This is a genomic window from Paenibacillus sp. 01T431, from assembly GCF_056398625.1.
In genome coordinates this window covers 243,697-257,618 of sequence record NZ_JBFTPT010000012.1, presented here as the reverse complement: position 1 = coordinate 257,618, position 13,922 = coordinate 243,697, and the positions used below count along the sequence as shown (strand labels likewise).

Sequence of the window (13,922 nt, the reverse complement as noted above, 5' to 3'; positions counted from 1 at the left end):
ACAGGACAAGAACGATGGATTATGACTTCGTAGGAGCAATATTTTGACTTTCCAAATCGCTTGTAATGAGTGAAAACACCTTAGAGTTATGAACAATGGGAACGACAAAAAAACCTGTACCCCGACATTATCGGAGGACAGGTTTCGATTGTGGCTGCAGTCTATTCATCTTACATAAGTGTTAATCGTATAATTTGCTTTATATTCACTTGGAGTCATGCCTATATACTTCTTAAATACTTTTGAAAAATAAGTTCTGTCCGAATATCCAAGTCCCATAGCTAAAGACTCGATGCTTTGGTTGGACGTTTTTAGCATTTTTGCAGCAATTTTCATTTTATACTGGTGAACAAAATCCGTGAAATTAACACCTGTCAGTCGTTTGAAATAGCGGGAAAAGTAGCTTGAATTCAAATACAAATGACGCGCCATGTCAATTGAGGTAATGTTTTCGGATAAATTTTTATCTAGATATTGTTGAATCACCTGCAGCTTCGGCTCCTGGATCACAGGTTCTAATCCCTTCTGCCGGTTTTTTGCAATGTGAATAAGCTTTCTCTCAATCAGTCCTGTTACATCGAGCAAAGTCCTTGCAGAAGACAGGTATATATAAATCCCCTCATCCGACTTCCATCTTGAGAACATTATATCAATGCTGCGAATGAGTGTTGATAAATCTTGAACCAGCTCACTTGGCTCGACTCTATTCTCTTCTGCATTTTTTCCAATATTTGCGACGATATTATGGATACTGTCAAAGTCGCCTTTCATAATCGCACGCTCAATATCTGATTTATAACAATCTAGAAAACCTAGCGGATAGGATAAAAACATGCTTTGTAAGAAGACATTCATATTCGTAACCGTAAACTCACTGCTTTTGTAAAACTCATTTTTATATTGAATCACCTGCTGATAGACGGCTCCAATGGATTGCAGCTCCATCTTATCTGTCACGGTGACTATATTAAGCTGCAATTTCAGAAACTGTAGACAAAGAGCCTGCAGCTCCTGCATATACTTTTTAAAATAAGGATAAGCATTGTTCGCCAAATTATTTCGGTAATTATACAAAATAACTAAATTGTCTTTTTCCAAAAATGGCGTTATTCCATCATACGAACCAGACAGCTCCACCGCGATATTGTGGATCGCATAAAAAATTAACGAAATATTGTTCTGAACGTACAGCGATTCGTAAGTTGAGAAATTAATATGGACTACACCCATCATAAAGAAAGGGTATCCCCATGAGATGCCTAGCTGAGCTGCATACCCCACAGTTGATGTGGGATTAACACCATCAATAACTCTTTGAAACAAGCCTTGCTTGAACAGCTCACTGTTATAGTTCGATACTTCATTGTCGATCTTTGTGACTTTCATTTTGAGCAATTGTATGGATTTTCCTAAGCTTTGCTCAAGCTGCTCCGCCGTTAATTGATCTTTAAGAAGATAATCATCCGCATTCAGCTTTACTGCCTGCTGTGCATAATGAAAATCCTCGTGGCAAGTCAAAAATATGACTCTAATATCCGGTTTCATCCGGCGGAAAATAGCTGCTAGCTCGATACCGCTTTTTTGCGGCAGTCCAATGTCGGTGATGACGATATCAGGCGACGTTTCTTCAAACATATGCAATGCCTTTGCACTTGAATAGGTAGCTCCCACTACGTGCAGCTGGAGTGACTCCCAATCGATCATTTGCTGCAAAACCCGAATCATAGGGACGTCATCATCAATTAACATTACTTTATACATCACCGTTTCACCCCTCCGAAGAATAAACATGCCGTTCAATAACAGGAAGATGAAGGAAGGCTGTTACCCCGCCCTGTGCATTTTCATATAGAGCTAACGCCGCCGTTGGACCAAATGTTAATCTTGACCTTTGAATCACATTAATCAAGCCGACCCTTTGATAAGAAGAGGATTGCTCTGAGCCGACGGAATGCAGATGATGGTTCAGTGCAGCTAACTGTTCTTCCTCTATACCGCTTCCGTTATCCTCTATTTCAATGACAATTCCGTTCTCTACTCTTCTTGCTTGGATCGAAATTTTGGCAGCAGGATTGTCTACCAAACCATGTACAATCGCATTTTCAATTAAAGGCTGCAGCATCAGCTTCGGAATTAGTAATTGTTCCAGCCCTGGTTCAAGCTCAACCGTAAGCTCAAGAACCATTTCATTTCTGATCTTCATAATATCGATGTAATGCCCGAGCAGCACGCACTCATCCTTCAATGAGGTCGGTTCATTTACCTTCAGATAGGCTCTAAGCAAGCTCATTAATGAATCGATGCTTTTGCTATGCAGAAGATCCTTGTGCAGGATGAGACTGCATTTGATTGAGTTCAATGTATTAATTAGAAAATGCGGCCGAATTTGCATGAACAAAGCCTCGAGCTCCATGACTCTCTTCAGCTCCTGTTCATGCTCAATATCATGGATAAGCCCCTTGAGCTGCTCCATCATCGTGTTCAACGAATGACCAAGCTCAGCGATATCGTCTTTGCCTTTCACTTCAAGCTTCACATCAAGGTTTCCCATCCCAAATTGCCTGACCGCACGCTGCAATTTTTGAATAGGCCTGTGCAATCTCCTTGCAATAAACATAGAAGATATGGAAAAAATAATAAAGAGGAAAATAACGCCTCCAATACCTAAATAGAAGGTTCTTGAAATTTCCCCCGTAAAGGTTTCCTTATTCGCTTCATAAACAAGCGTCCAGTCCGTTTTGTCTAACGTAACTTCAGAACGGAGAATATCTCTGCTTGCTGCTGCATCGTGCGATAGAAGCTCCGTGCTTCCAGCAATAAGCGTTCCCTCTGCATCAAAAAGCGATACTTTACCAAACTCAATGGGCTTTAGCACTTTCTCAAAGTATGACTCTGAAATACCAATAATCAGAACCGATAGATAGCGTTTGTCATCATTATCATGAATCACTCTTGCCATATAATAGGTCCCTTCCTTATCGGACTCTTCTTTTACCATACCGAGCCGTTGCAGCGTTTCCGGCCTTTTGAGATCAATTTTTTCATATAAATCGTCTAGGTTTCTATTAACTAAATTCAAATCATCCTCATTCGAAGAAATAATAAAGTCTTTTCTATTGACCAAATACATTCGAATGTTATTATTTAAGGGTTTCGATGTAATGAGCGAAAATACTCCCCTTATGTTCGTGAAATTTGTGTAATCCGCATACGTATTCAACCGTTCTGTATCCGCGAATTTTTTCAAATCTGACCGAACATTCGTATCATTAACTATGAAATGCGATGCGAATATAACATCATCAATCGTTGTTCCAATCTCTTCGATCATGACATTCAAGAAGTTGTCATTGCTCAGCTGAAGCTTCTCAACCATCGTCTCTTTAATAAGCACAAATGAGATAACAGATACAGTAATGATAGGAACAATAATAAATAGGAGAAATGACAGCTGAATTTTTTGATAATAGCTTAACCTAGACATATTTACCGCGCCTCTTTCAAGTTGCTTTCATGACTATTGCAGCAGGGTAGCTTATCGCCTTTTTTTGCGTTTCAGTCTTTATTTTATAACGGTAATCTCCTTGACCTTTTCTTTCAAGGATATCAACACCACTTCGCCAAAAATCTGTGTGCCATCAACCATGTATGAATCAATATGAGAGGATGGAGCCCTATGGCATACAACAATGATATATTGCTCTGTTGAATGCGGAATCACAATCCGGCATGCTTCTACGCTGTTGTCCTCTGCCAACTCACCAGTATATAGGTAGACTGGAACTTTTTCAACGATAGGTATGCTTGTTTCTCCCGCGCGTAAAGGGTAAAGAAGCTGCATCATCGATGTCGTACCTGAACCAGTTCTCTCGTAGGTCACATATTGGTTAGGCTCCACTAGATTATATTCATAAGAAATAACACCCTCACTCTGCTCAGCCTTAAGTCCAGCAGCCTGGATCGGAATAATACAAAGATTTGCATCATTCTCATTTGTCGTACGACAAATCCCCGTCTCCTGCGATAAGCTCAGTTGTCCAGGAGCAAAATGAAAAAACTGCTTAAACGTATGTTCATTCTGGCTTTTAAAGCAATCCACCACAAGCCAAAAATACGGTTTTACAAAGATGATGCTCCTGCTTGGGTAGACTGGATCATCCAAATGAATGTATCCATCGTGACTCCCGCTAACGTAATCAAAATTCAGCTCCGAAATCCACTCCGTGCCTGTTCTTGAAGCTATTCGCCCAAATTGCCATGTATCGATAACTTCCGTAAATTCAGTATCATCAACTACCGTTGTATTATGGGAGCTGCAATGTTTAAGCTGCTTCCGCAGCGGCGTATGATCAGAGTAGTTGTATCTCCCTAGATCCGTAAGCAGATCCTTGCCGTACGCATGAATATCGATATGAAGCATATCCGCGTGCCCATGTCCTCCTCCAAGAGGACCACAGCGGAAATAGAGATACAACGCTTGTTCTTCCCAGCCAGAGCGCATCACATAATGCCCTGAGTGTTCAAACGCATAAGATTGCTGCGGCGGTATTTGAACGGGGCAATCTTCATAATAGCGAATACCTTCAGGCCCGAAGTTCCAAGCTTGATCAAAATCGACCTTCTCCCATCCAGCAAACCGAAACATGGGATCTTTGAAAATAATCGCAGCAGCCGTCATAACTGACCGAATATCATTATTATCGCTATCACCAAGCATCACCTGTCTATGATCCGGTCTTGCCCAGTAGAGAGAGGCAGCAGCCATGCTCTTTACCGAACGAGTAAAACTAGCTTCCATGGTCATTTTATTTTTTTGAGCCAGAGTCATAATATCTAGGAAGCAGTTCAGCACCTCATGATGATATGTGGGGGACTGCTCCCAGTGAATGCCGTCCTTCATCACTTGCAGTCGCGACGTTTCTCTCAGCCTCTCATCCGTTAGCTGCTGCCAGTGAAGTCTTCGCTTAAATTCTGGAACGAATACGGACAATTGAAATAATCCACTCGTTTCAATAACTCCCCAGTTGCTAATATTACTCCAGCCTGTGAATGATAAAGCTAAATATTCCGCATGCTCATGGAGGGAGACTAACATCTTTGCAAATAGACGCGGCGTCATAACTTGGCTTTCAATTAAATAAGGCTGTGCCTTGATCCAGTTGCTGCAGCGTAGTCCCGCCTCAATAGAGCGCCAAGTTAACGTATTCCTAGTCTGTGCCGAAGGAACGGGATTTCGATCAATCCAATCCTCTAATTGTAGACAGAAGGTGCTCGCGTATTTCTCATCTCCAGTAAGCTGATAGGCTTGTCCAAGTGCAATCCAGTACCGGTGTCGATTAAGCATGTAGGCCCATTCCACATCACTATCTTGAATGTGATTCCAATCGATTAGCCGATCAAAGCTTACAGGAACACGGGTACGTTCCATATCCCACTGAAAGCGGAATAGGAAGGTTTGCGATACGACCTCATCAGCTGTTTGCAGCACTTCCTGCACTTCTTCTGAGCTATGTACATGAACATAGTCGCAAACCTGTTGTATTTCTTTCTTTTGCAAATACATCCTAGGAGATGCTCGCTCTATAAAATATTGCTTTAGCACCGCAAATGCATCATCAAGCTGATTCTGAAGGATGGCCTTCTTAACCACTTCTAACCCTTCATAATCTAGGTTTAATAGGTCAAATAGGCGCTCTTCATACTGAGCTTGGTTATTTGCCTTCATACCAATAACCTCCGATACCCTTCTCAAGCCTCATCAGCGCTTCCAGATAGTAATAATCTCCCCAGATCATATAGTCATCTGGCGACAATCCTCCGTGCACATAATATGATCCATGCTTAAGCAGTCCCTCTGCGTCTTTTTCCCCAATTGTCGCGTATTTCTGAACGAGTGAGGTCATTGATTTCTCAAGATGTTCTTGGAAATAGAGACGTTCAGGGTCTTGCTGCTCCATGAGGGATAGGAGCTCTAATAATCCCGCAGCTACAATCGCAGAGGCCGAGCTGTCTCTGTAAGTATCTCTCTCAATGGGAGCATTGAAGTCCCAGTAGGCTACATGGTCGTCTGGCAAGTGCTCAAGGAAATAACGGGCAAGTCGCTTTGAAGCTTCGAGGAACTTTTTATCCTTCGTGTAGCGATAAGAGAGTGCGAATCCATATACCCCCCACGCTTGTCCCCTTGTCCAAGTTGAACCATTCGTATACCCTTGATGCGTCGCCCCTCCGATCGGTTCACCCGTTTCTGGATGAAAGAAGAACGTATGATAGGAGCTGTCATCCCCTCTTACTAGGTAACGCCTTGATTTTTCTGCTTGTATACGAGCTGCTTCCATATAGGATGGATTTCCTGTCTGCTCGCTCGCCCAATACAGCAGTGGAAGGTTTAACAGACAATCGATGATAATCCGGCCGCCCTCTTTAGCATCTCCCTTTTGTCCCCAAGCTTGAATATAGCCGCCAGGTTCACACCATCGGTTCATAAGCAAATCAGCTGCTTGCAGCGTTAATTGTCGGGCTGCTTCATCCTTCTCCACGATCCATTGTGCTTTGGAGGAGAGGGAGTATAAAAAACCGATATCATGATGATCGAGCACAACGTGATCCTTCAAACGTTGATGAAAACTTGTAACCGTCTGATCCGCCGCATTCCGAAACCGTTCGTCTTGTGTATATTCGTAGCATAACCACAGCATCCCGCTCCAAAAGCCATTGGTCCAATCATTATTTTCATTCAATTCATAGGTTCCATTGCTGCTGACATGAGGGAATTTCCCCTCAAATCTTTCTATATTTTTTAGCGTCTTTGCAATAGCATCATCAATAGCCGTTTTCCACACGATGCAAGGCCCCCTTCATCCAACATTTTATTAGTTACGCTCAATCATAACGAAAGAATGATCGTCTAATGAGAATGAATTTTTGCAGGAATGTGCATTATTTTGACTTTTTTCAAGAACTTCGTTTGATCCATGATTAAAATACAAAAAGAGGTTTTCCAAGCCTCGTTTAAGACTTGGAAGCCTCTTTTGATGTTAGTCTCACGTGTATGGAGACTCCGTCTGCCCATCCAGCCAACAATAGGTGTCACTCTGTTGCGGGCTTAACAACATACATGGTTCCGGGTGGCATCACAAATTGATAGGTGCAATCCACCCATTCAGCTCGTATAAGTTTATTTTCCAGATCACGAATTTCAAGTTGTACCTTGCTATAAATAGCAAGCTTCCCGCCGATCTCAGTACGAATCTTGGCTTCCATCAGCTTTCCATCCAACCATTCGATATCAACCGTGAACCCGCCCATTGCCCTCAAGCCTGTAATACTGCCTGATGACCATGCGGGAGGAAGTGCGGGCAGCAAAAGCAGCTCGCCTCCGTGCGATTGCAGCAGCATTTCTTGAATTGCCGCTGCCCCTCCAAAATTAGCGTCAATCTGAAATGGCGGATGATCTCCAAATAAATTAGGATGAACGGCTTTGCGCAACAAATCTTGCAAGCTGTTATGGGATTTATCGCGATCACCTAACCTCGCCCAAAAATTCGCAATCCAGGCCTGACTCCATCCCGTATGACCGCCTCCATGCGCCAATCTCCGCTCGAGGGTACGCCGAGCGCCTTCTCCTAATTCCGGCATTCGATGAGCCAAAATTTGCTCACCCGGATGAAGAGCAAATAGATGTGAAATGTGGCGATGTCCAGGCTCAGCTTCCTCATAGTCGACAGCCCATTCCATAATCTGACCGTACTGGCCAATCTCCGGCTTAGGGAGTCTGCTCCGAGCTTCCTTCCAGTGCACTTGAAGCAGTGGATCAAGATCAACAATTTTTGCTGACTCTATACAGGCTGTAAATAACGCGTACAAAATCTGAGAGTCCATCGAAGGACCAACGCATAACGACCCGATTGCACCGCTTTCTGATACATAACTGTTCTCTGGAGAAAGGGATGGTGCGGTTATAAGCCTGCCTTTATCATCCTCGATCAGATAATCGAGGAAAAATAGCGAGGCCTCCTTCAGCACTGGATAAGCTCGTTCACGTAGAAACGATACGTTACTGTTGTATCTGTAATGCTCCCATAAATGAAGGGCAAGCCACGCACCTCCTGATGGCCAAAAAATTGCTGGCGCCCACGCGCAAAATATCCCTGTTTCCGCCCACAGATTGGTTACAGAATGTGCTACAAAACCTCTTGCACCGTATAATTTGCGTGCCGTTTCTCGTCCGTTAACCACCAGCCGATCAATGAGATCGAACAGCGGCTCATGACATTCAGCCAAATTACCCGCTTCCGCGATCCAGTAATTCATTTGCAAATTGATATTCAGATGGAAGTCTGATTCCCAAGGAGGTGTGAAGCTTTCATTCCATATTCCCTGTAGATTAGCCGGCAGGCTGCCGGGTCTTGAGCTTGCCATTAGCAAATAACGTCCGTAATGATAGAACAACGCTTCAAGACCTAAATCTATATCACCCTGCTGATAATGCAACAGCCGCTCAGAGGTAGTTTTTTTTTCAAGCTCAAGATTATTCTCATCAGCAGAGCCTAATGTTAGTGAAACTCTATCGAATAAACGACTATGGTTTTGAACATGCCTATTCCTAAGCTCTGCATATGGCAAAGAAGCTGCCTGCTCCACCTGTTTGAGCGCCTCTATGCACGGATCAATGCACCTAAACGAGGTCTGTGCGGCTAATATTAAAGTAACTGAACTCGCATGACGGATATCTAAATAGTTCCCAACCGTCTGTATCTTGCCCCCATCCACGACTGCTCGTAATACAGCTGCGTAATGAACGCCACCTGGCCCACATTGTCCTTTCATTGTCAGAGTACCATCTGCCTCACTGCCAACTTCCCCCTCAAATGGCCTTCGACTCAAACGGGCAGTTAAAGTAAGAGCAGCCTGCTGCGAAGCAGTCAGACGGATAATGAATACTTGGTCTGCTGCACTAGAGAAGACCTCCCGCCGATAGTGCATAGTTTCAGACTTATACTCAATAAAGTTGATTCCAGAATGAAGATTCAACTCTCGCTGATAATCCGAAGCGTTGTGATGACCTTCCATCTTAATGGTTAAATCACCAAGCGGATGATACGGGCCAAAATAATGTGGCGCATTGGTCATATGCAGCAACGCTAATCTTTCTGCTTCCTGCGGTTCTCCTTCCAGCAATAAGCTTCTAATTTCCTGCAGCTTTCCAATGGATGCTGGATTATCATTGCCTATCGGTCCTCCATACCAGATGGAGTCTTCATTTAATTGAATTCTCTCGGATTGAATCCCACCGAATACCATGCCGCCCAAGCGTCCATTGCCGATTGGAAATGCCTCAGTCCAAACATTAGCAGGCCGTTTCTCTATCAATCTGTCATTGTTAATCCCCATATTTTCTCACTCCAAATTAGTCCTTTAGAACGCTATGCTGGTAACTAAAATATCTAGCAATTTATTATCCAAGGAACTTAAAACGTTAATAATGCTGAAATATACAACAGTCATCATTCCACTATAGAGCAAACAAGGACAATTCAAAGGAGCGATACTGACTTTGGGCAAGTAAGATTTTGACTATTTGACTGTCTGAATCTTTATGTCAATGCAATTCAATTCCTTGCTTTGTTTTAAATACTACAGTGCCTTTTCAAACATCATCTTTTTTTGTTTAGTGGCAGCGGTTCTGCCTTCGATTTTCGCGGAGGAGGTGGAGAAAAAAAAGGGGATAAGCGTAGAAATCATTGATTTTTCAGACTCATGGAGGACCAATGTATTTTCAACACAATGAAAACATGTCGAAGGACTCCAAAAAGCACTGGATTTTTAATAACAAAAAGCCCCCGCCACCTTCCGTTCCTTCGACGGTCAGCCATGCGCGAGCTATGTCATAAGAAAATTCTTCTATTCCTTATTTTAAGTTTGAAGATTGCTATTTCAATTGACTTTAGCAGAAGCTAATTCAATTGAAATACCATCGCAAGACCCACCGTCTCGGGCGTCTTCGCTCCTAAAGCAGGATTTCAAGCCCTGTGCTACTTAAATAACATCGTATCAATCATATCGTTTCCAAAACGTGGTGCAAAAGAATTCAGCAATCCTTTTCATATCCCGCCCAACTTTGTACCTTGCAACAGCTGACGTTTCGTCCATTCGTTGGCGACGATCGCATCACCGTCCACGGACAACTGCTCATACAGCCGTCTCCTAAGCACGGTAAGCAGCTCTGCGTTCTCTGACTTCCCACTCACATTAACCAGTTCTCCAGGATCATTACCCATGTCATACAGCTCATCTACGTCTGTTAAATTCCAAACGTACTTCCATTCTGCCGTGCGAATCATCCGCTGCGTGTAAAGTCCGAACTGTTGGCCGTTATAAGTGGATACAACGGCATCCCGCCAATCGGCAGGCTCCTCCCCAGYCAGCAGTGGCACAAGTGAGCGCCCCTGCAAATCCCCAGGCTCACAAGTTTGCAGATTGAGAAGCTCCAAAAGCGTCGGCGGCAAATCTAGAAAATTATAAACAAATCGGTCACATCGTCCGCCCACTTCTACGTCCCCGACGACGCCCGGCATCCGAATGATCAGCGGCACCCGAACAACATCGTCGTACATGATGTAGTGCTTATCCATCATACCGTGGGAACCGCACATGTCACCGTGATCTGCAGTAAAGATCACAATGGTGTTATCCGCCATACCTAACCGATCCAGCGTCCCCAACACTCGTCCAATTGCATCGTCGAGCTGACTAATGATGGCGTAATAACGGGCAACGATCGGCGCCCAGTCCTGCCAATCATAATCGGCAACGCCCCAGCTCTCCAGCTGCTGGCGCTGAATGTACGGCTTTCCGGCAAAGGTATCGCGGAAGCCTGCCCACTCCGGGATGTCCGCAGCATCATACATCTCTGCAAAAGGAAGCGAAGGTCGGCAAGGCAAGTGGGGATCGCTGAAGTGCAGCGCCATATGCCATGGTCGACCATCGCCTTGCAGCCGCTCCAGCGTCTCACTTGCACGCGCGGCGAACCAATGCGTCTCTGCGTCCTCTAGCGGGAGCGGACTCTGTTCGCCGAAGAAGCCATTCTCGTATCGGACGTCCGGATGCTTTTGCGAGATAAAGTCATGATATTCAGCTTCGCTGACATATGAATCGAAACCATAAGCCGCAGGTCCGTGCACCGGATTGACTCCCCATTTGCCCAAATATGCGGTTGCATAACCGCTCTCCGCAAGTGCTCTCGTCCATGTATAGTCCTCCGGCGGCAGTGCAGCCACAGGCAGCGCCCCGCTGTAATTCCATAAAGCGCCAAATGTTTCCGGCCTCCTGCCGCGCAGGAGCGACTGCCTTGCCGGTGCACATACCGGCAGTACGGAATAAGCGTGGGAGAAGGAGACTCCTTGTTCAGACAGACGGTCAATGTGTGGTGTGCGAACGGGATATTTACCGCTGAAGCCCACGCAATCCTCTCGTAATTGGTCTGCCGTAATCAGCAGTACGTTAGGCCTCCACTCTTTCATCGAGTGTGGCATGCGCGCTCAGCTCCTTTCCTTCTCGCACACCCTTTGTACCGGTCCGATATTCGCGCGGCGAGCAGCCGGCATAACGAACGAACAGTCGGCTAAAAAACGATGGATCGTCGTAGCCGACCATGGTCGCGATGTAGATGACCTTCTGGTCGGACTCCAGCAGCATCCGCTTCGCCCGTTCAATACGAATTTCGTGCAGCAGGTCGAATACGCTTTTCCCAAACTCCTCGCGCACCAACCGATTCAGCTGCCTTGTGCTGACATTAAACAGGCCGGACAACGCTTGAAGCGTAATTTTTTTGTCAAAATGGCGTTCGAGATAACCGGAAATCCGTCTAGCCATCATCACTCGTTCCGATTGCCGCGGGGATTTATGAATACGATGGCTTTGCATATAGGCGTAATAGCGAGACAGCAGAACGAGCAGCTCCACCATCTGCAGGCGAATCAACGTCGTGTGGCCGGGGCCGCGGCTGTTGAGCTCACGGATCATATTCTCCAGCAGCGCCAGCACGGACGACGCCTCTTGCCCGTTCAGATTCAAATAATGGTTGAAACGGACATCCTGCTTCAGGAAGGGATGCACGTAAAAGTAGTCCATCGATGCCGTTATTTCCAGCTCCTGAAGCAGCGCATCGGGAATAAAGGACGGCATAAACAAACAGTTGATGATTTCCATACTCCCGCCACTCTCTACGGAATAAGCATGCGTCTCGCCGGGATTGATAATAAACACATCACCCGCATGAATATTGTAGTGGTTGCCTTGGAAGATATGAACGCCCTGTCCATGCACCACAAAGACGAGCTCAATGAACTCGTGACCGTGTTCAGAGACAGACGCTTGCACCATCCGATTGATCCAGAACGGGAATTCATCCTTCATGTAACTATTGCTTCCCAGTATATGCCCCATCCTTCATCCCCTCGGTTCGTAATCGGATCAAGATCCGATGGTCTGTTCATGCAGCCCGTCTGTCGCTTGATCAAATCGTTCACGGCGCGGATCCTGAAACCATTCGTCCCACGTCATCCCTGACTCCGCCAAAATCTGCTCAATGCGTCTGCGGAACGGAAGTCCCGCCTCCCGAAGCTGCCGATCCTTCGGATCTTCGCGTCCCCCCAGCTTCGCCTCCACCCAACTATCCAGCTGCCGTTCCAGCTGATCGGCGAGCTCTGGCTCCCGCTCCGCAAGATTTACCGTCTCTTCTGGATCGGCATCCAGATCATACAGCTCTCTAGGCGGTCTAGTAAAAGGCCCCGCGTCGTACGTGCGAATAAACTTGTAGCGCTCCGTCCGTATGCCGCGTGCCGCTTGCCACGCGCATTCACTAAGGTAGACAGCATCGTGCGTTCCGTCAGCCAAGTTGAGAATAGAAGGCCATAAGCTTCGGCCGTCCATGCCTGGTGGGTCTGCAACTTTCATATGCTCGATACCTTCTGGCTTCTCGCTGCGTATCGCTTCCAGTATTGTCGGCATGAGGTCAACCTGCTGCACGAGACCTTGCACCCTGCGCCCCTCTGGGATACGACCCGGCCATCGCATAATAATCGGCACATGGACAGTCGGCTCGTATAAGCCGCAGTGATCCCAGTAGATGTCGTGCTCCGTCAGACTTTCGCCATGATCTCCGAATAGAATGAGCAGCGTATCCTCTTTGATACCTAACTTCTCCAGATGAGCGTCGAGTTCCTTCAAACGATCGTCAAGATAGCGGATTTCTGCATCATATAGCGCGTCGTAGTAAGCGCTGTCGGTCACTGGGCCAACGAGATCGTAATGGTGGTGCTTAAAGAAAGGATAGGCGGAATGATTGTAAGCCGGTTCCATGCTTCGGTTGTTCGGATCATACGGATCACGCCCCGCTTCATAAAAGTCTGGAATATAGGATTCCGGCGGCAAATAAGGCGTATGAGCATCCCAGTAATGAAGAAACAAAAAGAACGATTCATCCTTATGCTCCGCCAGCCATGGCATAGCTAGATCGTTGACCGTTCGGCCGTCGATCCAGCGATTGCCGCCAACGCTGTTCGTATAGTAGCGATAGCCGCGGGCAAACCATTCCTTAAGCTGGTACAAATTGTCCACCGCCGATGTCGTGAAGCCCGCGCCGCGCAGCAGGTTTGGCAGCCACGGTGTCGATTTGGGCAGATGCGTCAGCTCTGAGCCATGGGAGACAATCCCTGTCGTGAGCCCTACTTTGCCTGTAAAAATGCCGGTATGCGCCACTTCGGTTGGAATGTCTGCGGCATAAGCTCGCTCGAACAGCACACCTTGCTCGGCAATCTGGTCCAAATATGGGCTTGTCGGCTTCGAATAGCCGTACCCGCTCAGCCTTGATGCACGAAGCGTATCCAGCGATATCAGTATGATCTTCATTGTATGTCTCCTTC

General features: G+C 46.0%; 8 protein-coding genes. All 8 read right to left on the bottom strand.

The genetic code is table 11. The features are described from left to right. Nucleotides 1-165 precede the first annotated feature (165 nt). The 8 genes from AC1DM9_RS22280 to AC1DM9_RS22245 all read right to left on the bottom strand — a co-directional run bounded on the left by AC1DM9_RS22280 (nt 166) and on the right by AC1DM9_RS22245 (nt 13,908). Nucleotides 166-1,761 carry a response regulator transcription factor gene (locus tag AC1DM9_RS22280; RefSeq protein ID WP_477582329.1) on the bottom strand — a complete coding sequence of 532 codons (1,596 nt, stop codon included), beginning with the start codon at nt 1,759-1,761 and terminating at the stop codon, nt 166-168. A gap of 7 nt (nt 1,762-1,768) precedes the next feature. Then, complete coding sequence (locus AC1DM9_RS22275; RefSeq protein WP_477582274.1) at nt 1,769-3,484, bottom strand: sensor histidine kinase; 1,716 nt, start codon at nt 3,482-3,484, stop codon at nt 1,769-1,771. 78 nt (nt 3,485-3,562) lie between these two features. Continuing rightward, nucleotides 3,563-5,725 carry an alginate lyase family protein gene (locus tag AC1DM9_RS22270; RefSeq protein ID WP_477582272.1) on the bottom strand — a complete coding sequence of 721 codons (2,163 nt, stop codon included), beginning with the start codon at nt 5,723-5,725 and terminating at the stop codon, nt 3,563-3,565. Next, nucleotides 5,712-6,839: a glycoside hydrolase family 88 protein gene (locus tag AC1DM9_RS22265; RefSeq protein WP_477582270.1), complete on the bottom strand. Its 1,128-nt coding sequence runs from the start codon at nt 6,837-6,839 to the stop codon at nt 5,712-5,714. Before AC1DM9_RS22265 ends, AC1DM9_RS22270 begins: the two co-directional genes overlap by 14 nt. Nucleotides 6,840-7,086: 247 nt before the next feature. Then, nucleotides 7,087-9,390 carry a glycoside hydrolase family 95 protein gene (locus AC1DM9_RS22260; RefSeq protein ID WP_477582268.1) on the bottom strand — a complete coding sequence of 768 codons (2,304 nt, stop codon included), beginning with the start codon at nt 9,388-9,390 and terminating at the stop codon, nt 7,087-7,089. Between the two features lie 710 nt (nt 9,391-10,100). After that, a complete protein-coding gene (locus AC1DM9_RS22255) occupies nt 10,101-11,531 on the bottom strand; it encodes a sulfatase family protein (protein ID WP_477582265.1) in 1,431 nt (476 codons plus the stop codon). After that, nucleotides 11,500-12,414 carry a helix-turn-helix domain-containing protein gene (locus tag AC1DM9_RS22250; RefSeq protein ID WP_477509188.1) on the bottom strand — a complete coding sequence of 305 codons (915 nt, stop codon included), beginning with the start codon at nt 12,412-12,414 and terminating at the stop codon, nt 11,500-11,502. The genes AC1DM9_RS22255 and AC1DM9_RS22250 overlap by 32 nt, the downstream gene beginning before the upstream one ends. 57 nt (nt 12,415-12,471) lie before the next feature. Next, entirely contained in the window at nt 12,472-13,908 is a 1,437-nt protein-coding gene (locus tag AC1DM9_RS22245) for a sulfatase family protein (protein WP_477582263.1), read from the bottom strand. Between the last annotated feature and the right edge of the window lie 14 nt (nt 13,909-13,922).